Origin of the sequence: Galbibacter sp. BG1 (genome assembly GCF_013391805.1) — a bacterium.
GTDB lineage: Bacteria > Bacteroidota > Bacteroidia > Flavobacteriales > Flavobacteriaceae > Galbibacter.
The window spans coordinates 372501-397521 of sequence record NZ_CP058364.1; the positions used below are offsets into that span (position 1 = coordinate 372501).

Annotated in this window: 27 protein-coding genes (1 of these 27 running past the window's edge); 11 read left to right on the top strand and 16 right to left on the bottom strand. The window is 37.6% G+C overall.

Annotated elements, in window-relative coordinates; all coding sequences use genetic code 11:
* The 5 genes from HX109_RS01585 to HX109_RS01605 all read left to right on the top strand — a co-directional run.
* On the top strand, positions 1 to 816 hold the 3' portion of the coding sequence (locus HX109_RS01585) for a M42 family metallopeptidase (protein ID WP_178949473.1). Its footprint begins 273 nt before the window's first position; only the last 816 of its 1089 coding nucleotides appear in the window; its start codon lies beyond the left edge, outside the window; its stop codon occupies positions 814 to 816.
* 37 nt (positions 817 to 853) lie between these two features.
* Entirely contained in the window at positions 854 to 1405 is a 552-nt protein-coding gene (locus HX109_RS01590; RefSeq protein ID WP_178949474.1) for an NUDIX hydrolase, read from the top strand.
* A gap of 100 nt (positions 1406 to 1505) precedes the next feature.
* Complete coding sequence (locus HX109_RS01595; RefSeq protein WP_178949475.1) at positions 1506 to 3425, top strand: DUF294 nucleotidyltransferase-like domain-containing protein; 1920 nt, start codon at positions 1506 to 1508, stop codon at positions 3423 to 3425.
* A complete protein-coding gene (locus HX109_RS01600; RefSeq protein WP_178949476.1) occupies positions 3425 to 4096 on the top strand; it encodes a PolC-type DNA polymerase III in 672 nt (223 codons plus the stop codon). The genes HX109_RS01595 and HX109_RS01600 overlap by 1 nt, the downstream gene beginning before the upstream one ends.
* 4 nt (positions 4097 to 4100) lie before the next feature.
* The gene (locus HX109_RS01605; protein WP_178949477.1) at positions 4101 to 5180 is read left to right on the top strand and encodes a DNA topoisomerase IB; all 1080 of its coding nucleotides are present in this window, start codon (positions 4101 to 4103) and stop codon (positions 5178 to 5180) included.
* Between the two features lie 6 nt (positions 5181 to 5186).
* On the opposite strand, the gene HX109_RS01610 is transcribed toward HX109_RS01605, so the two are convergent.
* From HX109_RS01610 to HX109_RS01625, 4 genes are all read right to left on the bottom strand, one after another.
* Positions 5187 to 5942, bottom strand: coding sequence for a DUF6503 family protein (locus HX109_RS01610; protein ID WP_178949478.1), 756 nt, complete (start codon positions 5940 to 5942; stop codon positions 5187 to 5189).
* A gap of 82 nt (positions 5943 to 6024) precedes the next feature.
* Positions 6025 to 7416 carry an efflux transporter outer membrane subunit gene (locus tag HX109_RS01615; protein ID WP_178949479.1) on the bottom strand — a complete coding sequence of 464 codons (1392 nt, stop codon included), beginning with the start codon at positions 7414 to 7416 and terminating at the stop codon, positions 6025 to 6027.
* Positions 7417 to 7419: 3 nt separating this feature from the next.
* Positions 7420 to 8601, bottom strand: coding sequence for an HlyD family secretion protein (locus HX109_RS01620; protein ID WP_178949480.1), 1182 nt, complete (start codon positions 8599 to 8601; stop codon positions 7420 to 7422).
* 34 nt (positions 8602 to 8635) lie between these two features.
* Positions 8636 to 9067, bottom strand: a complete 432-nt coding sequence (locus HX109_RS01625; protein WP_178949481.1) for a DUF3302 domain-containing protein — start codon at positions 9065 to 9067, stop codon at positions 8636 to 8638.
* Between the two features lie 467 nt (positions 9068 to 9534).
* Here HX109_RS01625 and purB point away from each other — a divergent pair, with 467 nt between their 5' ends.
* The 6 genes from purB to HX109_RS01655 all read left to right on the top strand — a co-directional run bounded on the left by purB (position 9535) and on the right by HX109_RS01655 (position 14492).
* On the top strand, positions 9535 to 10878 hold the full coding sequence (purB, locus tag HX109_RS01630) for an adenylosuccinate lyase (RefSeq protein WP_178949482.1): 1344 nt from the start codon (positions 9535 to 9537) through the stop codon (positions 10876 to 10878).
* A 234-nt stretch (positions 10879 to 11112) separates the two neighbouring features.
* On the top strand, positions 11113 to 11838 hold the full coding sequence (locus tag HX109_RS01635) for a DUF2092 domain-containing protein (protein WP_178949483.1): 726 nt from the start codon (positions 11113 to 11115) through the stop codon (positions 11836 to 11838).
* 29 nt (positions 11839 to 11867) lie between these two features.
* On the top strand, positions 11868 to 12890 hold the full coding sequence (locus HX109_RS01640) for a DUF6515 family protein (protein ID WP_178949484.1): 1023 nt from the start codon (positions 11868 to 11870) through the stop codon (positions 12888 to 12890).
* 12 nt (positions 12891 to 12902) lie between these two features.
* Positions 12903 to 13229 carry a DMT family transporter gene (locus tag HX109_RS01645; RefSeq protein WP_178949485.1) on the top strand — a complete coding sequence of 109 codons (327 nt, stop codon included), beginning with the start codon at positions 12903 to 12905 and terminating at the stop codon, positions 13227 to 13229.
* A 56-nt stretch (positions 13230 to 13285) separates the two neighbouring features.
* Positions 13286 to 13657, top strand: a complete 372-nt coding sequence (locus HX109_RS01650; protein WP_220399476.1) for a Dabb family protein — start codon at positions 13286 to 13288, stop codon at positions 13655 to 13657.
* A gap of 94 nt (positions 13658 to 13751) precedes the next feature.
* Positions 13752 to 14492: a DUF4184 family protein gene (locus HX109_RS01655; RefSeq protein WP_178949486.1), complete on the top strand. Its 741-nt coding sequence runs from the start codon at positions 13752 to 13754 to the stop codon at positions 14490 to 14492.
* A 504-nt stretch (positions 14493 to 14996) separates the two neighbouring features.
* Here HX109_RS01655 and rimO read toward each other — a convergent pair.
* From rimO to HX109_RS01715, 12 genes are all read right to left on the bottom strand, one after another.
* Positions 14997 to 16301: a 30S ribosomal protein S12 methylthiotransferase RimO gene (gene rimO / locus HX109_RS01660; protein WP_178949487.1), complete on the bottom strand. Its 1305-nt coding sequence runs from the start codon at positions 16299 to 16301 to the stop codon at positions 14997 to 14999.
* A gap of 130 nt (positions 16302 to 16431) precedes the next feature.
* Complete coding sequence (locus tag HX109_RS01665; RefSeq protein ID WP_178949488.1) at positions 16432 to 16710, bottom strand: hypothetical protein; 279 nt, start codon at positions 16708 to 16710, stop codon at positions 16432 to 16434.
* Between the two features lie 2 nt (positions 16711 to 16712).
* Positions 16713 to 18359, bottom strand: coding sequence for an amidase family protein (locus HX109_RS01670; RefSeq protein ID WP_178949489.1), 1647 nt, complete (start codon positions 18357 to 18359; stop codon positions 16713 to 16715).
* 99 nt (positions 18360 to 18458) lie between these two features.
* Entirely contained in the window at positions 18459 to 19412 is a 954-nt protein-coding gene (gene ftsY / locus HX109_RS01675; RefSeq protein WP_178949490.1) for a signal recognition particle-docking protein FtsY, read from the bottom strand.
* Between the two features lie 330 nt (positions 19413 to 19742).
* Positions 19743 to 19895 carry a DUF4295 domain-containing protein gene (locus HX109_RS01680; RefSeq protein WP_178949491.1) on the bottom strand — a complete coding sequence of 51 codons (153 nt, stop codon included), beginning with the start codon at positions 19893 to 19895 and terminating at the stop codon, positions 19743 to 19745.
* Positions 19896 to 19902: 7 nt separating this feature from the next.
* Positions 19903 to 20085: a 50S ribosomal protein L33 gene (gene rpmG / locus HX109_RS01685; RefSeq protein WP_178949492.1), complete on the bottom strand. Its 183-nt coding sequence runs from the start codon at positions 20083 to 20085 to the stop codon at positions 19903 to 19905.
* 28 nt (positions 20086 to 20113) lie between these two features.
* On the bottom strand, positions 20114 to 20350 hold the full coding sequence (rpmB, locus tag HX109_RS01690) for a 50S ribosomal protein L28 (RefSeq protein ID WP_008613098.1): 237 nt from the start codon (positions 20348 to 20350) through the stop codon (positions 20114 to 20116).
* Positions 20351 to 20426: 76 nt separating this feature from the next.
* Positions 20427 to 21674, bottom strand: coding sequence for a competence/damage-inducible protein A (locus tag HX109_RS01695; RefSeq protein WP_178949493.1), 1248 nt, complete (start codon positions 21672 to 21674; stop codon positions 20427 to 20429).
* Between the two features lie 4 nt (positions 21675 to 21678).
* A complete protein-coding gene (locus tag HX109_RS01700) occupies positions 21679 to 22014 on the bottom strand; it encodes an Hpt domain-containing protein (RefSeq protein WP_178949494.1) in 336 nt (111 codons plus the stop codon).
* A gap of 63 nt (positions 22015 to 22077) precedes the next feature.
* Positions 22078 to 22689: a fumarylacetoacetate hydrolase family protein gene (locus HX109_RS01705; protein WP_178949495.1), complete on the bottom strand. Its 612-nt coding sequence runs from the start codon at positions 22687 to 22689 to the stop codon at positions 22078 to 22080.
* Between the two features lie 14 nt (positions 22690 to 22703).
* The gene (locus HX109_RS01710; protein ID WP_178949496.1) at positions 22704 to 23480 is read right to left on the bottom strand and encodes a 3'-5' exonuclease; all 777 of its coding nucleotides are present in this window, start codon (positions 23478 to 23480) and stop codon (positions 22704 to 22706) included.
* A gap of 140 nt (positions 23481 to 23620) precedes the next feature.
* On the bottom strand, positions 23621 to 25006 hold the full coding sequence (locus tag HX109_RS01715) for a dihydrolipoamide acetyltransferase family protein (protein ID WP_178949497.1): 1386 nt from the start codon (positions 25004 to 25006) through the stop codon (positions 23621 to 23623).
* Between the last annotated feature and the right edge of the window lie 15 nt (positions 25007 to 25021).

Below are 25021 nucleotides of genomic sequence, written 5' to 3' on the forward strand. Positions count from 1 at the left end.
AGAAATGGGGGAAGTGATCACCAAATTGCTCCTTCTAAGGTGGTGAACATCCATACCAAAAAAGGAATTGTAAAAGGGGTTTTTGGCTGGCCAGCAATACATACGAGGGATAATAAAGACGAAAATGCCCCTAAATTGGATAATATTTTTATCGATATTGGTGCGAAGGATAAAGAAGAGGTTGAAAAAATGGGTGTACATGTTGGGTGCGTTATTACGTATCCCGATGAATTTTTTATCCTGAACAACGATAAGTTTGTATGCCGGGCAATAGACAACCGTGCAGGTGGTTTTATGATTGCTGAAGTGGCTCGTTTGCTACATGAAAATAAGGAAAAGTTACCTTTTGGGCTTTACATCACCAATTCTGTACAGGAAGAAATTGGTTTACGTGGCGCAGAAATGATTACGCAAACCATTAAACCAAACGTTGCAATTGTTACCGATGTTTGCCACGACACCACTACCCCAATGATTGAAAAGAAAAAACAGGGTCATACAGAAATTGGAAAAGGACCAGTCATATCTTATGCTCCTGCCGTTCAAAACAAATTGCGTGAGCTAATTATTGAAACTGCAGAGGAAAAAGAAATTCCTTTTCAACGCATGGCAGCTTCAAGGATGACAGGAACCGACACCGATGCTTTTGCCTACAGTAACGGCGGGGTAGCTTCTGCACTTATCTCTTTACCGCTACGCTACATGCACACAACGGTAGAAACTGTTCATAGAGAGGACGTGGAGCATGTTATTCAATTAATTTATGAGACATTGTTAAAGATAAAACCGAATGAAACTTTTAGCTATTTTGATTAATCGCTAAATTTATAAGGAATCTTTAAAACTATTTCGATTGGATGAATATGTAGATATATTGGATAAGGAAGGAAATGCAACGGGAGAAGTCCTTTTGAAGTCGGAAGCACATCGAAAAGGACTTTTTCATCCCACCGCACATGTTTGGATCTATACCCAAGATGGTAAAGTGCTTATTCAAAAACGTGTTGCTACCAAGAAAACCTTCCCAAACAAATGGGATGTTTCCGTAGCTGGACATATAAGTGCGGGAGAAACACCCCTGATTTCTGCAATTCGCGAAATTAAGGAAGAAATAGGTCTGGACGTCACCCAGAAAGACCTGGAGAAGATCGGGATTCATAGATCTACCATAGTACACAGCCAAGAGGTTATCGATTGCGAATTTCACCATATTTATTTAGTGGAATTAAAGCAATCCGTAGATTCACTCATTCTTCAAAAAGACGAAGTTGCAGCGGTAAAACTAATCGATATTGATGTTTATCTAGGTGAACTTGGCAACTATGCCCTTATGAAAGATTACGTCCCCTTGGAACCAGATTATTTGGATTTGGTATTTTCTGCCATCCGACGAAAACTAAAATAAACGTTTTAGCCTCTGAAATCCCAGAGGCTTTTTTTATTTAAATTTGTTAGGAACAACTTCAACCAATAATAACTAATAATATTGTTGCATACCGAAATATATGAAAAACACCATTGCAGAGCGCGTTGCCGATTTTTTAAAGAGATTTCCACCCTTCGAACTTTTAAAGACCAATGAATTACTGGAAATCGCACAGGAGGTTCAGGTGATCTACAAGCAAAAAGGAGCTGTTATTTTTCAACAAGGGGATTCTGGTCACCACCAATTTTATATTGTTCATAAGGGTGCTGTTTCCATTCAACGAAATGAAAATGATGTTACAGAAACCCTCGACAAATGTGATGAGGGGGATATTTTTGGTTTGCGTCCCATTTTTGCGAAGGAAAATTATCTAATCAGTGCAATAGCGGATGAAGAATGTATTTTATATGCCATTTCCATTGAAACTTTCCAACCTATAATTCAAAATAATTACCGTGTGGGCCAGTTTTTAATTGAAAGTTTTGCCTCCAATACAAGAAATCCGTATTCAAGGGAACACCGAGGAAGATTGTATACCGAAGGCGAACCAAAACAAGAAATGGCTCCAGAGCTATTTGAATTGCAACCCGTAAATTATGTAAAAAACATTATTAGCTGTACCAAAGAAACTCCCGTATCTCAAGTGGCCAAGCAAATGTCTGATAAAAATGTAGGATCCATATTAGTCTTGGAAAACGACTTGCCGATTGGGGTGGTTACCGATAAGGATATAAGAAACACTATTGCTGTAGGGCTCTTCCCTATTGATGTGGCTGTAGAAAAAATTATGTCCTCTCCCGTTATTTGCTATTCCAAAGGACTTACCATTGCCCAAGCACAAGTTGCCATGATGAAGCACAAAATAAGTCATATCTGCATTACCAAGGATGGCACCCCAAACAGTAAAGTTTTGGGAATAGTTTCTGAACATGATATTATTGTAAGTCAAGGGAATAATCCTGCGGCTTTAATGAAAGCCATAAAACGCGCCAAAAAAACAAAAACGCTTAAAGCGATTCGTGGGCGTATCATGCATTTATTAAATGGGTATTTACAACAGAATATCCCCATGACGCATGTTTCTAAAATAATGTTTGAATTGAATGACGCCACCATAAAAAGAGTTATCGAGCGGAGCCTAAAGAAAATGAACACACCACCGCCGGTTAACTTTGCATGGATGTCTTTGGGAAGCCAAGGCAGAAAAGAGCAGCTTTTGCATACCGACCAAGATAATGCCATTGTTTTTGAAGACGTTGTGGAGGAACAGTTGGAAGGTACCAGAAAATACTTTTTAAAACTGGCGAAATTGGTAAATAAAACCCTCAACACCATTGGTTATGAATATTGTCCAGCAGACATGATGGCCAAAAACCCTGATTACACTTTATCGCTCACCGAATGGAAACAAAAATTTACCCATTGGATTACAGAACCTGGCAATGATGAGATTTTATTATGCTCCATTTTTTTTGATTATGATATTTCCTATGGCGACAGCAAACTTACCAATCAACTTTCAGATACCATTTTTAGCTTAAGCGAAAACAATTCCCTTTTTATAAACACTTTAGCTTCCGTAGCCTTAAGGAGTCCGTCGCCGCTCGGATTTTTCAGGCAGTTTTTGGTAGAAGCCAATGGCGAGCATAAAGATTTCTTTAACTTGAAAAAGCGTGCTTTAATGCCCCTTACCGATGCGGCCAGAGTACTTATCCTTCAGCATAAAATAAAAAACATAAATAATACAGCCGAGCGTTTCGAGAAATTAGCGGCCCTCGAACCCGAAAATAAAGAACTGTATTTATCCTGTTCTTATTCTGCCAAAGCACTTCTTAAATTTAGAACTAAACAAGGGCTGTTGCATAATGACACGGGACGTTTTATCGAGCTGGAAACCTTATCGAAGGAAGAAAAAATTAAATTGAAACGTTGCTTTAAATCTGTTAATGAGGTTCAAGAACTTATTAAACTTCGTTTTAAAATAACACCTTTTCTATAATGGGATTATTCGATTTATTTAAAAAAGAGCCTCCCAAATACCCCGAGTTTTGGAAAAAATATGAATCTACTTTCGAGAAGAAACTTCCAGAAACCATTGGCGAAACCCGGTTTGTTATATTGGACACAGAAACAACTGGCTTTAATTTTATGAGCGATCGAATGCTTTGCATAGGTGCCGTTTCTTTAAAGAACAATATCATTAACGTTTCAGAGGTATTTGAAGTTTACATAAACCAAAAACAATTTAATCCAGAGACTGTTAAAATCCACGGTATTATTAACAACGAACCGGCAGCCATGCTTTCAGAAAAAGAAGCCATCATCAAGTTTTTGGAATATATAGAAAATTCGATTTTAGTGGCACATCATGCCCATTTCGATATTGAAATGTTAAACCGTGCCCTGGAACGTTTGGGATTACCAGTCTTAAAAAACAAAGTCTTGGATACCATGATTTTGTATAAGGCCACACGCATTCATTCCAACTTAATAAATAGAAACAAGTCTTATAGCTTAGATGAAGTTGCTGAAAATCTCAATATTTCCCTAAAAGATAGACATACGGCCGCAGGTGATGCAATGATTACCACAATCGGGTTTTTGAAAATTATAAATAAGCTTTTTCCAAAAGAAAACGGTAAATTAAAGGATCTTTTAAAAATTAGGTAATCTAGTGAAAATTTCAACCAAAGAACTGAACAAAATTCTAACCGATCCCGAGGAAGCCGCAAAATTTGGAAACTTAGTTTACATCTACGAAAACGATTTGGAGATTTTAAGGAAGAAAAAAGGGGAGGAATTTATATATCTTCGAGAGAACAAGCCTTTAACCGATGAAAAAATAATCAATCGTATTGAGAGTCTCGTGATCCCTCCAGCTTGGCAAAATGTAAAAATTGCCGCTATTGAAAATGCCCATTTGCAAGTAATTGGAGAAGATTTAAAAAAGCGGAAACAATATAGATATCACGAGCTATGGACTAAAATAAGAAACTGTACTAAGTTTTATAAGATGAGTGCTTTTGGCAAAATGCTGCCAAGTTTAAGGGAAAAAGTTGATAATGACCTTTCCTTAAAAGGTATGCCACAAGAGAAAGTATTGGCTTTAATTGTAAGGCTGATGGATGAAACCCACATACGAATAGGCAACGAATACTACGCCAAGAAAAACAATTCCTATGGTCTTTCCACCATGCGCACTAGACACTTGAAAACGGTGGACACTAAAATGAAGTTTCATTTTGTAGGGAAAAGAGGTAAAGAACACAGGGTTACGATAAAAAATAAAAGACTAAAACGCCTTGTACTGCAAAGCAAGGAAATACCAGGATGGGAGCTTTTTCAATATTATGATGAAAGTGGAAACCATCATTCCGTAGACTCTGGCATGGTAAACGAATACATCCATGACCTCAGCGGCGATGATTTTTCTGCCAAAGACTTTAGAACATGGGCAGCCACGACTATTTTTTTTAGTTCCCTTTACCAATCTGGAATAGAGACCAAAGAATCCAAAAACAAAAAGAATATTCTAAAGGCCTACGATTCGGCGGCAGAAGGCCTTGGAAACACCCGCAATGTTTGCAGAAAGTATTATGTGCATCCCGAGGTTGTAAAACAATATGAAACAGGGGAAATAGATTCTTATTTTAAAGGACTTAACCGTAGAAAAGAACAGCACTACTTTTCCAAAGAAGAGAGTGCTGTTTTAGATATTATTAATGGTTACCAAATAGTTATTGACGAACTTTAAGAAGTTCTATTCTACTTCTTCAAAAAAGGTACTGTCTACCTCTTTTGTACTTAAAGAAACTTCTTCAAAAGTAACTGGATTCACGGTTTTAGGAGGCACTATATTCCCTATGGAATCTTTTTCGTACCACACTAGAGATCGCGGTAATTTCAATCCATCGATATCCTGCCATTCATCATATTTTATAATTGAGGTTTCGTCTTTTGCCTTATTATCAAAAAATGTTACGGTATATCCCAACCATTCCATTTGATGATTTTTAGGGTTGTAATACAAATAATAGTTATCCTTTGAGGAAGCTCCTACCCCGTCCTTAAAAGATATTTTAATTCCTGGATAGCTTTTTCCTTCTACTATTAATGAATCTGTAGCGTCGTAGACAATCCCATCATCCGCTAAGACAAAAGGCATTGCATAGAAATAGAAAAACAAATTGTGGTAAAAATCAGGATTCCCTTTAAAAGCGGCCGAATCTTTTTCTTTTAACCAGGTGTTCTTTCCATTATAACCCAAGGTATATTTTGGGGACACAACCAAGGATTTTCTATTGCTCAAATCGATAGTATGTATTTCTTCACCTTTGGAAAATTTAAGTAATTTTTGTTTATTCCATGTTTCGAGTCCGCCATGCGCTTCGAGAACCTTCACCAATTTAGGTGGATATTGATCTAGATTTACCGAGACCTCTTTCTCTTTTTTTTCTTCTGAAGCACAGGCAACAATAAGTATCGCAAGAAACGCGATTGCAATTAGGTTTTTCATTTTAGATATTTTATTTATTGGTTCTTGGCTTAGACGTGTATTCTGAAGCTTCATTACAAAACGAATTTATTTTTTCTTAGGGTTACATAGAACCACCAAGGGCTAAAAACAGATTAATTCGTTGTACAATTTTTTCACCACGAAGCCTTAACAAGTCGATTTCCGACCGGAATAAATCCATTTGTTGGGTAATTAGATCCCGCATATCGGAAATTCCAACCTTATAACGTTGTTGTTCCAGCTCGAAAGCCCTTAGGTTATTTTTAACGGCCAGATCTAAAAACTGCTCCCGGCTATCTACCACTTCAACAGCATCCAAGGCACTTTCCACATCGGTCAGTGCATTTAATACCGTTCGACTATAAACCTCTACCGCCTGTTTCTGTTGCGCATTTCTAATAACCACATTGGCACGAAGCTCGCCCCCTTGGTAAATAGGTGCTGCAAGTTCACCACCAATGCTACGAATAGGGTTTGAGAACTGGGAGGTAAGATCGATTATCTCACTGGAAATATACCCAAAACCGGCAGTAAGACTTAAATTTGGTAGTTTGGCTGCTTCAGCCTCTCCCACTCTGTAAAAAGCCGCGTTAAATCTATATTGCGCCGCCAAAACATCGGGTCTTCGTTCTAAAACCTGCACAGGGATCCCTGCGGGAATATAGGTGGTAATCTGCGGCAAACTGTTTCTTACCTCTATTTCTGCAGCGGGATATCTACCCAAAAGTAATTCTAAAGACCGTAATTGATTGGAATAAGCCAGTTCTAATTGTTTCACGCCATCTTTTAATCTATTCAAATTAGCTTCGGAAACCACAAAATCGATTTCCGTTCCTATTCCAACGTCAAATCTTTTTTGGGAAAGCTCTCTCATTTTTTCAGAGATTTCCAGCATTTGTTTAGCCAGTTGAATTTGTAAATAGGTTTCAGAAGCCAAATAATAAGATCGTGCTACGGTTGCTGCAAGCGATAATTTTGCAAAAGACATTTCAGCTTCAGAAGCTGCTAAATTAGACTGTTCTGCATTTCTGGCATTTCTTAGTTCTCCCCAAATATCCAATTCCCAAGAAGCCGAAAACAGGGCTCCGTTAAGGCCTCCCCCTAAATTTCCTCCTAGCTTACTGGTTTCCCTTCCTAAGATACTTAAAGCAGGCCTTAAAGCTGCCTGAGCGGCTTGAACATACCCTTGTGCTTCTTCTATACGTGCGCTACTAATACGTAAATCGGGATTATAAGCTAAAGCTTCCAGCACCAAGGTATCTAACAATTCATCATCGAAAGTGCTTAACCAATTTTCTTTTATTCCTAAAGTATCGGCACTATTTTGCCAGGTAGAAGGTAAAATAAAATTAGCAAAAGACTGCTCATAAAGGTCGTCTTCAACAGGCGGCTTTTTTACTGCACAATTTTGAAAAAATGGAAATAGAAGTGCCAGAAGAACTAAACGATATAAATTTGGAATACGGTTTTTCATGTTTTAGTGAAGTTTTAAAACCAGCCAATCCATTTTAGTTCCAACCCTTATAATTACTTTTCTAACTAAATGAATAGGACCTCCATGATCGGTATAAATAGCTCCTTGTCCAACTGCTCCAGGAGCTAAAAACAAGCCTTTTTCTTCTTCCGATAATTTTAAACGTACGGCAAAACGGCCTTCTTCAAAGCCGGTTTCTTGAGTGTCTGGCAATCTTCCGGAGGCCGTTAACTGCCCCTGTGCATTTGCCCAGACAATATGTTCTACTTCGCATTTTATAATACGGTTGGGATATGTTTTCAATGCAATTTCTGCTTCTTGCCCAGCTTCTACGTATCGAATTTCATTTTGCTCGAACAATGCCGTTACCCACTGTTCATCTTCGATAAATGTCATTACCGGTTTTATAGGGAATTGCACAGCCATGGCTCCAGGACGCAACTGTAAATTAACTACCCTTCCGTCTGCGGGTGCCCTATAAACTGTTTGCTCCAATTTCCACTTCGCTTCTTCCAGTTCTGCTTTTGCCTGCTCCAAATCGGCTCTAGCTTGGGCAATTTCAGACAACTCCCCATCGGAAGCTACAGCAGAAATCCGTTGAATATACTGTGATTTCTCTGACTGTGCTGCAGCACGTTGCGCCTGTAAATTCTTTAGGTTGGCCTCTGCCTGCTCATAATCGAATTTAGAGCCAGCTCCAGAAAGCGCCAATTCCCTAGTTTGTTCCAGTCTTTTGGCAGCAAGATCCAATTGCGCATCGATCATGCTTATATTGCTGGAGGCAGCCTCTATTTGGTCTTCCAACTCTTTATCGTACGCTTTAGCACTAATGAGTTTTGCTTCCAACATAGGGATACGTGCCTGTAAATTATTGACCTTTAATTGAAAGGGTTCGGGATCTATTCTATATAGTACATCGCCCTTTTTTACATGCTGATTAGGTTCCACCGGCACTTCGGTCACCAAACCAGTTACTGCTGGTACCACCTCTACATTGTAATTCATTACCCTCACATCGTGGGAAGATGGCGCTACAATATTCAGAAATAATATTAAAATAGATATTGAGACAATGGGAATAATAAAAGAAACTGCTTGGGTAAATGTGTTCCAGGGCAGCCATTTGTATTTAAAGAACACCAGCCATACAATGCCCGAATATATAAGGAGTAGTAGTATTTCCATAATTAGATAATGTAGTTATACTTAAAATAAACTTTTACAATTGTGGGTCTGCAGGTGGTGGGGTCTGTTGCTGCTTTTCTTTGCTTTCCTTGAATTCCTTAATGGTGGTTTCGTGATAATCACCTTGATCGGTTCCATAAGCCATTTTATAAAACACTGGTTTTGTGTAGGCCCAGAGCCAAGCCAAAGGCCATAGCAAACCTCCAAAAAGAAGAGAAAGAAAGCACAATACTTTTATGGCCTGCGCTTGCGGATGATTTCTTTTTTCGGCGATTTTTTCAGGTAATACATGTACAAATAAAAATACGCCAATAGCAACAATGGGACCAATAATTAAGGCCACCCAACTCACCACCTCTGCAATCGCATCTTCGGCAGAGGCGAAAGTTGAAAGCGGCAAAATAAATACCAAAAAAGTTAGCAGTGTTTTAAAGGGGGAAGCAAAATTAAAAAAGGAATGCTTCATAGATGGTGTTTTACTCAAATATAAGAAAAAAGTTGTTAAATTTTTCAACCTCTTTGAATTACAAGGGATTGAAAAATGGGATTTCTTGAAAAATTCGATGTTAATCTATAAAAGTTCAACCAAAATTTATGAAGTAATTCTATGGTACTCCTTCATATTTTCAGAATGCAAAGTATTTATTTAAAAAGCTCGATGATTCTTTCCTTTAAGAGTTATTGGAGTCAAATTTTATCTTATCTGGTTTAATCATTGAAAAATGATACTCAATTAAAACTTCCTTTTAGGCCTGCCAATTTCTTGTCAGTATATATTCTAAAGAACTTTTCCCTTAAATAAGTTGACCCTTTTCATGGTAAGCATTAAATTTGCATCTTTGGTCATTACCAAAAAAACTAAAGTGATTATTTAACTAATTTTCAAGCACAAAAGCCTGAAAAGTCCCAAAGTTTGGGAATTAACATACAAACATGCAACTAACACCATTAAATGCTGTTTCTCCAATAGATGGAAGATACCGCAGTAAAACTGAAAGTTTAGCCGATTTTTTCTCTGAAGAAGCACTCATAAAATACAGGGTACGCGTAGAAATTGAATACTTTATAGCGCTCTGCAACATCCCTTTACCTCAATTAAAAGAGTTCGACCACTCACTATTTAACGACTTAAGAGCGATCTACGAAGATTTTACGGCTATTGATGCCGCAGCCATTAAGCAAATTGAAAAAACTACCAACCACGACGTAAAGGCAGTGGAATATTTTATAAAAGAAAAATTTGATGATCTGGGAATTGATTTATTTAAAGAATTTATACACTTCGGACTCACTTCACAGGATATCAATAATACTGCAATTCCGCTTTCCATAAAAGAAGCCTTGGAAAAAACATACCTACCACTCTACGAAGATATTGTTACCAAACTTAAGGGCTTGGCGGCAGAATGGAAAGATGTTTCCATGCTTGCCAGAACACACGGGCAACCAGCTTCCCCTACTCGATTAGGAAAAGAAATTGAGGTTTTTGTGGTAAGACTGAGCGAACAATTTAGCGGATTGAAGAATATACCTATTGCGGCTAAGTTCGGCGGGGCAACTGGGAATTTTAATGCCCATAAAGTAGCCTACCCTTCTATTAACTGGAAAGAGTTCGGAACCGAATTCGTAGAAGACAGCCTACAACTGCGTCATTCGTTCCCCACCACACAAATAGAGCATTACGACCATATGGCGGCGCTATTCGATGCCCTAAAAAGAATCAATACCATCATTATCGATTTCAATAGGGATATGTGGACGTATATTTCCATGGATTATTTCAAGCAAAAAATAAAAAAGGGAGAAGTGGGCTCTTCTGCCATGCCTCATAAAGTAAACCCTATTGATTTTGAAAATTCTGAAGGAAACTTGGGGATTGCCAACGCCATTTTTGAACATTTATCTGGAAAACTACCTATCTCCAGATTGCAAAGGGATTTAACCGATAGTACCGTATTAAGAAATGTGGGAGTTCCTTTTGGACATACCCTTATCGCATTTCAATCTACTTTAAAAGGATTGAACAAATTATTACTGAACAACACTAAGTTTGAAGAAGATCTTGAAAATAACTGGGCGGTTGTGGCAGAAGCAATTCAAACTATATTAAGACGGGAAGGTTATGCAAATCCTTATGAAGCATTAAAGGGCCTTACACGTACCAACGAGAAAATAAACAAACAATCCATCGCTGCATTTATTGAAACCCTAGAGGTGTCGGAGGCGGTTAAAAAAGAACTTAAGGCTATTACACCTTCAAATTACACCGGTATTTAAGAAACCATAAGATTATACGATTTCAAAAAAGATGTTTTCCTTTAAGAAAGCATCTTTTTTTTTAAAAAGAACTTTCCAATTCAGAACAGGCTACCCTTATTCATTAGAAATCAATGTTTTTAAATAGGTCTCTTAATGATTATATTAAGAATATTTAGTATTTTCACTGTAAGATCTTATCGATTCCTCCTCCAACCTATTAATTATTTATAGAAGTAATTAACGCTTTACTGTATGAAAAAATACCTCGTAGTACTTTCCTTTTTGTCTTTTCAATTAGGATTTAGTCAAGAAATTGCTGTAGTAGATTCTGCCGCCATCGACAAATTAGATAAAATGGGAGCTTACATTGGAACCCTAAATTCCTGTAAATTCTTTTTAGAACGGTCTGTGGATGAAAATGACCTTTATGGTCTTCAAAAACATTATTATACCGATGAAATCGCCATGTTTGGACCAGACAAAATGATGGTGAAAAGCAGGGGCACTCTGCACAACAAGGATTATTATTATAATGGAAAGAACTTTGTTTACTACTCTGCCGGTGAAAACAATTATGTAATATTACCTGCACCCGACAACATCATCTCCATGATAGACAGTATACACACTCATTTTGGGGTGCGATTTCCTGCTGCCGATGTTTTCTATCCCAGCTTAACGGACGATCTTATCGCAGATTTTCCAGTAATACTTTATTTGGGGGAAGATAAAATAGCGGGTAAAGAATGTTCCCAAATACTGGCATCGAACGATAAAATGAATGTACAGCTTTGGATTGAAAATAAAGAAAAACCACTACCCATAAAACTGGTCATTATACACAAAGACAAGCAACAAAACCAATATGAGGCCACCTTTACCAAATGGGAAATAAACCCTAAAGTAGACAACGCTATGTTTGATTTTGTGCCTCCGGAAAATGCGAGAAAAATTAGCATCATGTCCAAATCCAAATAAAACTTTAGGTAAATTAAAAAGCTATTAAGATGAATACACTCATAAAAAACATAATTTCGTTAGGCAAGGTACTACTGTTTACAGTGCTCTTAACCCTACCATTATCCTCATTAGAAGCACAACGGTTTGGCCATGGAGCAAGTCGAGGGGGTGGTGGCTTTTCTAAACCTTCAGGAGGCCGTTCCATAAATGGAGGTTTTCAAAAACAGCCAAACAGAAATTTTTCTTCTTCTAGGCCTTCTACCATGCCCAGCACAAGACCTTCTACAAAACCTTCTTTTAGCAATAGTGGTAGCCGTGATATTTCGAGGCCAAGTACGAGTAAGCCTAAAATTGATAGAGGAAACACCAATATTAAAAACAACCACAATCGAGATTTCTCCAATTCCAAAGTGGTTAATAAACCTCGAACAAAAAATAATGTAAATATTGACAATAGCCGTAGAAATAATGTGAACGTACGAAATAATAATATTAACATTAACAATCGGCACACAGTGGTGGTTGCCAATCCAAGACCATACCGCCGACCTCCATATAGGTATGGTGGTTTTGGCTATTATTGTTACCACCCTTATTACTACCATCCCTTTAGGCCCTTTTATTGGGGGCCTATCTGGCATCCTTGGGGGTTCTTTATAGCTTCCATGGCCACCACAGCTATTATTGTTAGTATTGAAAATCAAAATTATTATTACGATCAAGGAAATTATTACAACAAGGTTGAAGATGGCTACACCGTTATACAGGCTCCCGTGGGTGCAACTATAAAAGTACTGCCAGACGGTTACGAAGTAGTTTCTGAAGGTGGGGAAGGTGGCACAACCAATAATTATTATTACGGAGGTGCATACTATGAAAAGTCGGATGATGGTTATACAGTAGTTCCTCCAACAGCCGGTACCGTTGTGGAAAATTTACCAGAAGGCGCCGAGGAAGTCCGCATTGGAGACCAGACCTACGTAAAATATGGAGAGACATACTACCAACCAGTTAAAGTAGACGGCAAAAACCAATATGAAGTTGCCGATGTTAAGCAAGAAGACGAATAAAATTTTAAAATATTGAATTGGATTATTTTAATTATAGCCGGCCTCTTTGAGGTCGGCTTTGCTACATGTTTAGGCAAGGCTAAGCACGCAGAAGGAAACACAGCCCATTTATGGTATGGTGGTTTTATAGTATGCTTAGCCATCAGCATGCTATTGCTTATAAAGGCCACCGAGACTTTACCCATTGGTACCGCTTATGCCGTTTGGACTGGAATTGGTGCAGTGGGAACCGTATTGGTTGGTGTTATTATTTTTAATGAACCAGCTGATTTTTGGAGACTTTTCTTTATTACCACCTTGATAATCTCCCTAGTAGGATTAAAGTTTGTTTCCCATTAATGAGCATTTTGCTATCTTCGAAGTTTAACAACCACAAATTATAAATTCTCAAACCAATGAAGTTAAACTTTTCCCTTTTAATAGCGGTACTCTTAACAGTAGTTATAACAAGTTGCAATGAAACTAAATCCAGCGAAATGATTACCCACAGTGTCTTTTTTAAGTTAAAACATCCAAAAGGATCAGAAGCGGAAAAAGCTTTTATTGAAAAAGCAACCGCATTACAATCCATCCCCACCGTTAAAAACATGAAAGCCGTTAAGGAAATTGGAAAAAAGAATGATTTTGATTGGGGACTCACCATGCAATTTGAAACTCAAGAAGATTACGACACCTACAATAACCACCCAGACCATGTAAATTTCGTTGAGAATGTTTGGAAAAAAGAGGTAGTAGACTTTATGGAGATTGATTATATAGCGAATTGATTTTCTTTTGCTAAATAAACAGGCAAAACTTTCGAGCACGCCATCAAATAATCGATAATAGGTTACTACAAATTCAAAAACCTTACAAGATCAAATGCCATTTACTTTCTCACATCCAGCAATAGTTTTACCATTAAATTACTTGCCTAAAAAATGGTTTTCGTTAACTGGATTAGTAATCGGAAGTATAACCCCTGATTTTGAATATTTTTTAAGGATGAGAATTGAAAGTAATTATAGCCATACAATTGCTGGGATTTTTTGGTTCGACTTACCATTAGGACTTTTACTAGCTTTTATTTTTCATCAGATTGTTCGAGACAGCTTATTGGACAATTTACCTATTGTTTTAAAGTCAAGATTTTTTCGCTTTAAAAAGTTTAATTGGATTAATAGCTTTAAAAGAAATTGGTTTGCAATTATAATTTCTATTTTAATTGGTGCAGTTTCACATATTTTTTGGGATAGTTTTACCCATCACAATGGATATTTCGTTCAAAAAATCCCAATATTATTGAACAGCATTGAAATTCTAGGCAAGCCAATATATATTTTGAAAATTCTACAACATTCGAGTACGTTAGTTGGTGGGTGCATTATCGCCTTAGTTATATATCGATTACCAAGAGAGTTTGGAATTAGTGCAAATGTTAATCTTAAATTCTGGCTGATTTTAATCGGGCTAACATTTATAATCACATTAATTAGGATTTTTAGTGGACTTGACATCAAACAATACGGAAATGTTATCGCAACTGCAATTTCAGCGGGAATTATAAGTTTGATTTTGACCCCCTTAATTTTAAAAAAACAAACTCATACAAAAAAGGTATAACCAAAATTCGGTTAGTTTCGATTGCGTCCTAATTTACTAAAGATTGTTTTTACCTATAATTATCAGGAATTAATCCCGCCCCCCTTAAAATAAAATCGAAATAAGAAAATATCAAGAAATTTTAAACGTATCCCGATAAGTAATAAAACATATCTGCCGAGCTCTTGAACGTGTCCCGATACATTGTGGGACGTATCCAGCGACATCCTGAACATATCCTAATACGTTGATGAACGTAACTGACGAGGTTTTAAATATCTCCTGATACGTTAAGGCACGTATCCAGAGAGGTTTAAAATGTGTCCCGATACGTTGTGGGACGTGTCCAATGAGATCTTGAACGTCTCCCGATACGTCAAGGGACGTATCCAGAGGGGTCTTGGACGTGTACAGATCGCTATACGACGTGTCCAACTGGTTGTCAGACGTCTCCCGATACGTTAAGAAACGTATCGAGTGAGGTTTTTTAACGCGCTCGCCCCCATTAAAACGTATAAATTGGATTTAAGCTACGGGTTTTCCGTATAAATCGAAATCGCCAGCCTCTTCAACTATAATATTGGCGAATTCACCCGTTTTAAGATAATATTGAGATGCATCGATCAATACTTCGTTATCCACATCGGGAGAATCGAACTCGGTTCTTCCTACAAAATAATTTCCTTCTTTTCTATCGATGACACAACGAAAAGTCTTTCCTACTTTTTCCTGATTCAATTCCCAAGATATTTGAGATTGAATATCCATAATCTCGGAAGCCCTTTGTTGCTTGACTTCTTCAGGCACATCATCTTCTAAATTGTAAGCATGGGTGTTTTCTTCGTGACTGTAAGTAAAGCATCCTAAACGTTCAAAACGCATCTCTTTAACCCATTCTTTTAAGGTTTGGAAATCTTCTTCCGTCTCCCCAGGATAACCAACAATTAAAGTGGTCCTAATAGCCATATGGGGTACCGCTTCCCTAAAATCCTTAAGAAGTTTTGTGGTTTTTGCCTGCGTTGTTCCCCGTCGCATGGATTTTAAGATGGCATCAGAAATATGTTGAAGCGGAATATCGATATAATTACAAACTTTAGGCTCATTTTTCATTACTTCCAACACATCCATAGGGAATCCTGTAGGGAAGGCATAATGTAAGCGTATCCATTCAACACCTTCAACTTTTACAAGTTCCTTAAGCAAATCTGCAAGCGCACGCTTTTTGTATAAATCGAGTCCGTAGTAGGTAAGGTCCTGTGCGATAAGCACTAATTCTTTAACCCCATTAGCCGCCAGTTTTTCCGCCTCTTTAACCAAATCTTCTATCGGTGTACTTTTGTGCTTTCCTCTCATTAAAGGGATTGCGCAAAAACTACAGGGACGGTCGCAACCTTCGGCTATTTTTAAATATGCATAGTTTTTTGGAGTAGTGGTTAACCGTTCCCCTATAAGTTCATGCCTATAATCGGCCCCCAACGCTTTTAAAAGGCTAGGAAGTTCTGTAGTTCCAAAATATTGATCCACATCTGGAATTTCCTTTTCTAAATCGGGTTTATATCGCTCGCTTAAACAACCGGTTACAAAAACTTTATCTACTTCTCCTTGCTCTTTTTTCTGAAGGAACTCTAAAATAGTATTTACACTTTCTTCCTTGGCATTATTTATAAAACCACAGGTATTGATAACCACTACATTCCCTTCCTCTTCATGAACAACTTCTTTGCCACCTGCCTTTAGTTGCCCCATAAGTACTTCACTATCGTACACATTTTTGGAACACCCAAGGGTTACTACATTGATCTTATTCTTCTTTAAAGATTTTGTTCTCATACTACCTATTGTTATGCGACATTTCCATTTTCGATATTCAGAAAAAACAGAAAAATGCTTATTTTAAAACAGTGGGCAAAATTACGATTTGAAAGTGTATAAAACGAAGATAATTGAATTAAATATTTGTTTAAGAACCAAAAACTTGCTGTAAATATGGAATTAAGGTAGGTTCGTAGTATCGCAGTGCCGAAAGCAGGATAACACATACTCCAACAAAATACCAATTGTACTTTTCATGCTTCATTATATAAAAGCCTATTCCGGCAGTAATCCCTAAGAAAATAGCAATTATTAAATTAGGCCAAAGCCATAAACCCTGAAAAATAGCATAGATTTTTACCGCTGCATAGAACAAACAATAGTAAGCGATTATCTTTGTAAAGGTTATTTTATATCTTTCTTTCATAATTATTGGTAATCCTTTGGCAATTTACGAATAGGAAACTCCTGCTCAAAGAAAAATGCCAATTGCAACAATAGTTCTTCCCTAAATGGCTTCCCAATAAAAGTAATACTCTTTGGTTCTCCGGAATTTTTATACCCCATTGGCAATGCCAAAGCGGGATACTTGGCTACGGCAGCATAAGCCGCATGATAATTGTTTATGGAAAGTACGGCGTCAACTTTATACACACCAAAAGCTGTTTCAAAAAATTTACGCCCGTTGTACTGCAAACTATCTTTTACAAGGGCCAACTCATCCAGCGAAGTAGTATCTGCCAAAATTCCATCGAATAGTTCCTGTTTGTAGGGTGCCCGAAGGGTAGTATCTTTCAAGTTAAAATCTACTATGTCTTGAATATTCTTTACCCGCACTTGTTTACTGGCGTTGCTTTTTAAATAATTTGCAAGATCGTTTTTCATATCTATATTCAACAGCGTTAGAAATCCGTTTAAATTAACCTCTGGAGTTTCTATTTCCACAATTTCGATCCCAACGGAACGCCACTTCTCTACCGTGCTTTTATACATTGAGTCGCTTTCCATTAAACTTTTAAGGGCTCCTAGCTTAATGGTATCCACAGAGATGTTGGTAAGTTCGGAATAATAGTTTGTATTGGAACTAATGGACGCACTATCGTTATCATCCTTCCCTTTTAAGGCATCGAGAAGTATGGCATTATCTGTTACATTTTTGGTCATAGGTCCGGGTGTGTCGAGGGTACTGGAAATAGGTACAATTCCAGACCGACTTAAAACACCGATTGTAGGCTTTAAACCTACTACAGAATTCTGACTTGAAGGTGATAAAATAGAACCCGCTGTTTCCGTACCCACCGCTGCAACTGCATAGTTGGCAGCTGTAACCGCTCCACTCCCCGAACTAGAACCTCCCGATTCAAAAACTTTTCTTCCGTAGGGGTTAAGCGTTTGCCCACCGATGGCAGAATATCCAAGTGGACAACCATCGCAAAAATAATAGGCCCATTCACTTAAATTTACTTTCCCTAGAATAAGAGCTCCGTGCTCTTTTAACCGTTGCGTGATAAATGCATCCCCAGCATAGTTTTCTTTTAAAGCCACCGCACCCGCTGTGGTAGGCATACCATCACTACCAATGTTGTCTTTTAGCAGTATGGGCATTCCAAAAATAGGGTTCGGAAGTGTTTTATTCTGTTTGAAAAAACGATCCTTTTCTTCCGCTTCCTTAATTACATTGGTATTTAAACTAATAATAGCATGCAAGGAAGTAGTCGGGTTGCTTTCGTATTTATGAATTCTAAACAAATAAAACAAAGTGAGCTCTTTATAAGATAGATTGCCATTGGCCACATGCTCTTGAAGGCTCGGGATATCCTTCTCCAGTATTAACGGTTTGAGCTCCTCGTATCTGTCTTCTCCAAAGTCCTTCAATTCTTTCCGAAAAGACGCAAAAATATCATCTCGATCTATCTTAGACTGTAATAATTTAAAGCGCATACGCTCATTTTCGTGGGCTTGTTGCTTCTCTATCTCCAGAGTTTCGTTGTTGGTAATTGATTCTTTTTTGGTATCGGTATTTTCTTTACAACTGTACAAACAACAAACAAAGAGTAGAAAGAATATCTTTTTCATAAGCTTGGCTTTTCATTAAAGATAAAATGTTTTCAGCAAAGAAAAAGGACCTTGTTAAATAATATCAACAAGGCCCCAAATAATACTGTATTTTGAAATTTACTTAAAAAAAGAATCTACAAACTCATATTTATTAAAAACCTGAAGATCTTCAATCCCTTCTCCCACTCCAATATATTTTACGGGAATTTTAAACTCATCGGAAATACCAATAACCACCCCACCTTTTGCGGTACCATCGAGTTTGGTAACCGCCAAAGAGGTAACTTCTGTGGCTTTGGTAAATTGTTTTGCCTGCTCAAAAGCATTTTGTCCAGTGGAACCATCGAGGACCAAAAGCACTTCATGGGGTGCATCTTCAACTACTTTTTGCATTACCCTTTTTACTTTGGTAAGCTCATTCATGAGATTCACCTTGTTGTGCAGCCTACCAGCCGTATCTATAATTACCACATCGGCATCTTGGGTAACAGCAGATTTTAGTGTATCGAAAGCTACGGAAGCTGGGTCACTACCCATTTTTTGTTTTATAATGGGAACATCCACACGGTCTGCCCAAACCTGTAATTGATCGATTGCGGCAGCTCTAAAGGTATCAGCAGCCCCTAAAACCACTTTTTTACCTTGCTTTTTAAATTGATAGGCCAACTTTCCAATAGTGGTAGTTTTACCAACACCGTTTACACCCACAACCATTAATACGTACGGTTTTTTACCGGCTGGGATTACAAAGTCTTTTTCTTCACCGGAATTGGTTTCCGAGAGTAAACCGGCAATTTCTTCCCTTAAAATAAGGTTTAGTTCTTCCGTTCCAAGATATTTATCTTTGGCTACACGCTCCTCAATACGCTCAATAACCTTAAGCGTAGTGTTTACACCCACATCGCTGGTTACTAAAACCTCTTCCAGATTATCTAAAACCTCATCATCTACTTTAGACTTTCCGGCTACAGCTTTTCCTAATTTAGATAAGAAACTTGTTTTGGATTTTTCCAGTCCCTTGTCTAAGGTCTCTTTTTTTTCTGAAGAAAATATTTTTTTAAATAAGCTCATCGTTTATTCAATATTAGTTGATTGTTGTAAAATTGATTGATAACGAATGTTTTCCAATTATCCATAATCTATCATTACTTACGGTAACCTCGATCGAAGTCGAGCGTTAATCTAAGTTTCAAGTATTTAAAATAAGGTCTAGCTACGCCTGTTTGCCGACATAGGCAGGATCGACCTGAAATTTATACGTTGTTGATGAGAGATTATGGTTATTCAAAAGTGCTTCTTATCCATTAAAAACTCCACAAACTTTTCAACATCAAATATATAAAAACAAAAAGCTACTTTCTATGGAAAGTAGCTTTATATATATAATAAGTTGTGAACTTCTTATTTCTCGTTTAACCAGTCGTTAACTAATTCTGGAGTCATTACTGACTCAACAAAAGTATAAGCTCCGGATTTCGGAGACTTAACCATTTTAATTGCTTTGGTTAATCTCTTCGAACTTGTCTGTAAGGTTGCTACTGTCTTCTTTGCCATGGCTTAATTATTTTATTTCTTTGTGAACAGTCATTTTATTAAGGATAGGATTAAATTTCTTAATCTCTAATCTATCCGGCGTATTCTTCTTATTTTTCGTAGTAATGTAACGAGAAGTTCCTGGCTTACCAGTAGCTTTGTGCTCGGTACACTCTAAAATAACCTGTATTCTATTACCTTTCTTTGCCATCTTTATATCGTTTTATTGGATGAATTAATTACTTAATAAATCCTTTTTCTTTTGCTTCTTTTAAAACCGCTGTAATACCTTTTTTGTTGATGGTTTTCAACGCAGAGGTAGAAATTTTAAGGGTAACCCAACGATCTTCTTCTGGTAAGAAAAAACGTTTTTTGATAAGGTTAGCATCAAATTTACGCTTGGTTTTGTTCATTGCGTGAGAAACGTTATTTCCCACCATTGCTTTCTTTCCTGTAAGTTCACAAACTCTTGACATTCTTCTAAAACTTTAGTGTTATTTTAAAACAGGGTGCAAATTAACGAATTTTTGACTTGTAAGACAAGTAAATAAGCTATTTTTTTAAAATTTCTTTTAAAAGCATTTCCAAAGCTTTGTTAACCGCTTTATTTATTACTTTTTCCCGATGATTCCCAAAATTAAATTCTTCTGAAAAAACCCCCTTGGGAGTGGCAATTCCGATAAAAACAGTCCCAACTTCTGCCTGGGATTCTCCTTTTTCGGGTCCTGCATTGCCCGTGGTCGAAATTGCATAGGTAGATTTTAGTATTTCTTGGGCATTTTTTGCCATGGCCTCTACAACGGGTGCGCTCACTACTGAATATCTATCTATCAAAGATTTATCTACCTTTAAAATATCTACTTTCGTTTCAGTGGCATAACTAACGATCCCTCCTTTAAAGTAAGAAGAAGATCCAGGAATTTCCGTTAAGGTTTCGGCTATTTTACCACCAGTACAACTTTCTGCAGTACTCAAAGTGGCGTTGCGCTCCTTCAACAGTTTCCCTATAATTATTTCTACGGCACTATCTTCTTCCATTCCGAAGAAAATATCGTTTATAAGCGGATTCAAGCTTTCAATTTGCGCTTTTACCGATGCATCGAGCAACTCTTTATCTTCCCCTTTAGCCGTTAGCCTTAAACGCACTTTGCCCAAATTGGGTAGATACGCCAATTTTATAAAAGATGGCAAATTGTCTTCCCACTCCTCCAAACGCTCTGCTATGGCACTTTCCCCAAGTCCGTATGTAATAAGCGTTTTATGCAGAATAAAAGGTCTTTTGTACTTCTCCTGAATTTTTGGGAGCACCTCATCTTTAATTAAAGCCTTCATCTCGTAAGGAACCCCGGGCAGGGAAATAAACGTTTTAGCTCCTTTTTCGAGCCACATTCCAGGTGCCGTACCATACTTATTCTGTAAAACGGTAGCTTTAGATGGTACTAGCGCCTGTTTCCTGTTTAAATTGGAAATGGGGGTACTTATATATTTTTCGAAAAGCATTTCTACATGTTCCAAAACGGAATTATCCTCGACAAGCTCATCTTCAAAGTACTCACAAATGGTATGCTTGGTAATATCATCCTTAGTAGGCCCCAAACCACCTGTAATAATAATAATATCTGCCCGCTCTTCTGCTTCCTTGAAAGCTTTGAGAATATGACTTTTATCGTCTTGTATGGAGGTAATTTGGAATACGGAAACTCCAATAAGATTTAATTGCTTGGCGATAAAAGCAGAATTGGTGTCTATAATTTGTCCAATTAGAATTTCATCGCCAATAGTAATAATTTCTGCAAACATAAAATTAGTTCAGGTAAGCTTTAAACTCCGTAAACGAATTTTGAAGTTCTTTTTCTGCACTTTCCAAGGTTTGCTCAATGGCATCAATATCCTTGTCGCCACGGGCATGCCCTTCTATCTTCAACATTTCGTCCCGTACACTGTCTACACCCAATAAGTCTGCATTTGGTTTAATTTTATGTGCAAACTGATAAATATGATCAAACTCCTTATTTGCTACTGCCTTTTTCAGGTTTGATAGGTCTTCGGGGGTTTCCAGCAAAAAAGTCTCTATCACAGAAGCATTAAACTCTTGGTCTCCTCCAGATAGCTCATTCAATTTGCCCAAATCGTATTTCATACGTTTAAATTTTAATATCTTTTATTGTTGTAAGTTGTTCTGTATAAAGTTTAGCAAACATATTTATTTTACGTTCACAGAAAACATTTTTTCTTCGCTAAGGTAGCCTTCCAAGACATCATCGGGATTTACCTTCCCTACGCCTGCCGGTGTCCCTGTAAAGATTATATCTCCCGTTTTTAAAGTAAAAAACGTGGAAATATACGAAATTAACTCATCTACTTTCCACAGCATTAACGAAGTATTTGCATTTTGAACGGTCTGTCCGTTTTTTAAAAGGCTAAAGTCGAGGTTGTTGATATCTCCCAACTTTTCCTTCGGAATCCATTTACCAACCACGGCAGCATCATCAAAACCTTTGGCTTTTTCCCAAGGCAATCCTTTTTCTTTAAGTTTACTCTGAAGGTCCCTAGCGGTAAAATCAATTCCAAGTCCGATTTCCTTATAATACTTAGGAGCAAATTTTTGATCTATATGTTTTCCTACTTTACTTATTTTCACCAAAACCTCCACTTCGTAATGCACGTCTTTTGAAAACTCTGGAATATAGAAATCGTGTTGATTTTTGAGGATGGACGAGTCTGGTTTTATAAAAATTACAGGATCTGAAGGTTTTTCGTTCTGCAGTTCTGCAATATGCTCGGTATAGTTTCTACCAATACAAATAATTTTCATTGCAAGCGGTCTGTTTAATTCAACTTGGTATTAAGCTTCCTTAATTTTATGGCTGTAAGTACTTTTTTGGTATACAAAGGGAAATCTGCATTTAGCAACCATCCAAAATATCCAGGCTCTTGCTCCATTACATCTTCTACTCTTTTCCCTTTATGCTTTCCGAAGGAAAACACCTCTTCCCCTTTATCATTAAAAACAATAAACCCAGCAAAGTCCGCAGTTTGTTTCCGGGTAGTAAAATCCCCTAAAAACTTCATATTGTTTTCCAATTCCTCATAACGGTCCAATTGAGATTTTAAAACTTCGTAGGTAGCGTTAGTATCGGCTTCAGCAGAATGGGCATCTTCCAGATTTTTTCCGCAGTAAAATTTATACGCTGCAGACAAAGTGCGTTGTTCCATTTTAAAGAAGATGGTTTGCACATCTACAGAAACGCGATTTCCCATATCAAAATCTATATCGGCTCTTAGCATTTCTTCAGCAAGCATAGGGATATCGAAGCGATCGGAGTTATAACCACCCAAATCACTATCCTTAATCATATTATAGATAGTTTTGGAAAGCTCTTTAAATGTCGGTTCGTTTGCAACCTTTTCATCGGTAATTCCATGAATTGCAGAAGACTCAGCTGGAATAGGCATTTCTGGATTTACCAACCATGTCCTACTCTCTTTGTTCCCATTGGGAAAAACCTTTAATATCGATATTTCTACCACCCTGTCTTTCGCTACATCTATTCCGGTTGTTTCCAAATCGAAAAAACAGATTGGCTTGGATAAATTTAATTCCATGATTTTGTTTTGAAACTATAAAATTAGGCATTGAAAAAATAAAACCCCGAGAATTTCAGGGTTTATTTTTTGCTATTGATTTATATTCTTTGGCTTTCCCGAAAAACAAATACTTTTTCGGGCATGCACTTCTTTACCGTTTAGATCTCCTTATCGGCATCCCAAGCTTCTAAATACTCGGCAACCCTTTGTATAAATTGTCCACCAAGGGCACCGTTTACCACCCGGTGATCGTAACTATGACTTAAGAACATTTTATAGCGAATCCCTATAAAATCCCCTTCTGGAGTTTCTATCACGGCAGGCACTTTTCGTATAGCCCCAAGCGCCAGAATGGCTACTTGCGGCTGGTTTATAATAGGGGTTCCCATTACGCTGCCAAAAGTACCCACATTGGTTACCGTATAGGTACCTCCTTGAATTTCGTCTGGTTTTAATTTATTTTCCCTAGCACGACCTGCCAAATCGTTTACGCGTTTTGCCATTCCCACCAAGTTCAACTGATCGGCATTTTTAATTACCGGTACAATAAGGTTTCCATCTGGTAAGGCAGCCGCCATCCCTAGGTTAATATTTTTCTTTTTAATGACCTTATCACCATCCACCGAAATATTTATCATCGGGAAATCTTTAATGGTCTTTGCAATTACTTGCATAAAAATGGGGGTAAAGGTAAGTTTTTCGCCTTCTCTCTTCTGAAACTCATTTTTTACCTTATTTCTCCAATTCCAAATATTGGTAACATCTACTTCTATAAAACTTTGAACGTGGGCCGAGGTTTGTACACTCTCCACCATGTGATGCGCAATGAGTTTCCCCATTCTAGACATTTCTATAATTTCATCTTGCCCATTAACGGAACCCGGTGTTACTTGTGCTGCTGTCGCTGCAGCCTTCGCAGGCTTTTCTACAGGAGCACTCTGTTTTGGAGCAGCCTCGGTAGCTGGTTGCGGCTTAACCGCTTCTTGGGTTTTAGTACTCGATGGTTGGGAAGCACCTCTTTTTTCCAGATATGCAAGCATATCGTCTTTGGTAACACGCCCATCTTTTCCAGTACCTTGAATATTTTCCAGTTCTTCTAAACTAACATTTTCCTCCTTTGCGATATTCTTAACCAGCGGAGAATAAAATCTTTCACTATCAGAATAATCGGCTGTAGGAGTGCTCACGCTATCTCTTACCTCTGTAATATTTTCTTCCAATGAGGCCGCTACCTCTTCCGTATCGTCTTCTTCTTGCTGTGTATCTTCACTTGAAGATTCCTCACTTCCTCCGTCATCTTCTCCATCTGTTTCTATAATAGCAAGTACATCCCCTACCTTAGCAACATCGTCAACGTCAAAAAACTTTTCAATTAAAACACCATCAACTTCACTAGGAACTTCAGAATCTACCTTATCGGTAGCAATTTCCAAAACGGCCTCATCTGCTTCAATGGTATCTCCTACTTCTTTCAACCATGAAGTAACCGTTGCTTCTGCGACACTTTCGCCCATTTGGGGAAGTTTTAATTCAATTTTTGCCATATCAATAATTTGTAG

What these genes read in the sequence shown, in the direction of transcription:
- HX109_RS01650 (WP_220399476.1), top strand. Translation starts at nt 13,286, where the DNA reads ATGAAGTTAAACTTTTCCCTTTTAATAGCGGTACTCTTAACAGTAGTT.
- rimO (WP_178949487.1), bottom strand. Translation starts at nt 16,301, where the DNA reads ATGAGAACAAAATCTTTAAAGAAGAATAAGATCAATGTAGTAACCCTT.
- HX109_RS01670 (WP_178949489.1), bottom strand. Translation starts at nt 18,359, where the DNA reads ATGAAAAAGATATTCTTTCTACTCTTTGTTTGTTGTTTGTACAGTTGT.
- HX109_RS01665 (WP_178949488.1), bottom strand. Translation starts at nt 16,710, where the DNA reads ATGAAAGAAAGATATAAAATAACCTTTACAAAGATAATCGCTTACTAT.
- rpmG (WP_178949492.1), bottom strand. Translation starts at nt 20,085, where the DNA reads ATGGCAAAGAAAGGTAATAGAATACAGGTTATTTTAGAGTGTACCGAG.
- HX109_RS01710 (WP_178949496.1), bottom strand. Translation starts at nt 23,480, where the DNA reads ATGGAATTAAATTTATCCAAGCCAATCTGTTTTTTCGATTTGGAAACA.
- rpmB (WP_008613098.1), bottom strand. Translation starts at nt 20,350, where the DNA reads ATGTCAAGAGTTTGTGAACTTACAGGAAAGAAAGCAATGGTGGGAAAT.
- ftsY (WP_178949490.1), bottom strand. Translation starts at nt 19,412, where the DNA reads ATGAGCTTATTTAAAAAAATATTTTCTTCAGAAAAAAAAGAGACCTTA.
- HX109_RS01655 (WP_178949486.1), top strand. Translation starts at nt 13,752, where the DNA reads ATGCCATTTACTTTCTCACATCCAGCAATAGTTTTACCATTAAATTAC.
- HX109_RS01615 (WP_178949479.1), bottom strand. Translation starts at nt 7,416, where the DNA reads ATGAAAAACCGTATTCCAAATTTATATCGTTTAGTTCTTCTGGCACTT.
- purB (WP_178949482.1), top strand. Translation starts at nt 9,535, where the DNA reads ATGCAACTAACACCATTAAATGCTGTTTCTCCAATAGATGGAAGATAC.
- HX109_RS01600 (WP_178949476.1), top strand. Translation starts at nt 3,425, where the DNA reads ATGGGATTATTCGATTTATTTAAAAAAGAGCCTCCCAAATACCCCGAG.
- HX109_RS01640 (WP_178949484.1), top strand. Translation starts at nt 11,868, where the DNA reads ATGAATACACTCATAAAAAACATAATTTCGTTAGGCAAGGTACTACTG.
- HX109_RS01700 (WP_178949494.1), bottom strand. Translation starts at nt 22,014, where the DNA reads ATGAAATACGATTTGGGCAAATTGAATGAGCTATCTGGAGGAGACCAA.
- HX109_RS01620 (WP_178949480.1), bottom strand. Translation starts at nt 8,601, where the DNA reads ATGGAAATACTACTACTCCTTATATATTCGGGCATTGTATGGCTGGTG.
- HX109_RS01695 (WP_178949493.1), bottom strand. Translation starts at nt 21,674, where the DNA reads ATGTTTGCAGAAATTATTACTATTGGCGATGAAATTCTAATTGGACAA.
- HX109_RS01625 (WP_178949481.1), bottom strand. Translation starts at nt 9,067, where the DNA reads ATGAAGCATTCCTTTTTTAATTTTGCTTCCCCCTTTAAAACACTGCTA.
- HX109_RS01595 (WP_178949475.1), top strand. Translation starts at nt 1,506, where the DNA reads ATGAAAAACACCATTGCAGAGCGCGTTGCCGATTTTTTAAAGAGATTT.
- HX109_RS01715 (WP_178949497.1), bottom strand. Translation starts at nt 25,006, where the DNA reads ATGGCAAAAATTGAATTAAAACTTCCCCAAATGGGCGAAAGTGTCGCA.
- HX109_RS01680 (WP_178949491.1), bottom strand. Translation starts at nt 19,895, where the DNA reads ATGGCAAAGAAGACAGTAGCAACCTTACAGACAAGTTCGAAGAGATTA.
- HX109_RS01705 (WP_178949495.1), bottom strand. Translation starts at nt 22,689, where the DNA reads ATGAAAATTATTTGTATTGGTAGAAACTATACCGAGCATATTGCAGAA.
- HX109_RS01635 (WP_178949483.1), top strand. Translation starts at nt 11,113, where the DNA reads ATGAAAAAATACCTCGTAGTACTTTCCTTTTTGTCTTTTCAATTAGGA.
- HX109_RS01610 (WP_178949478.1), bottom strand. Translation starts at nt 5,942, where the DNA reads ATGAAAAACCTAATTGCAATCGCGTTTCTTGCGATACTTATTGTTGCC.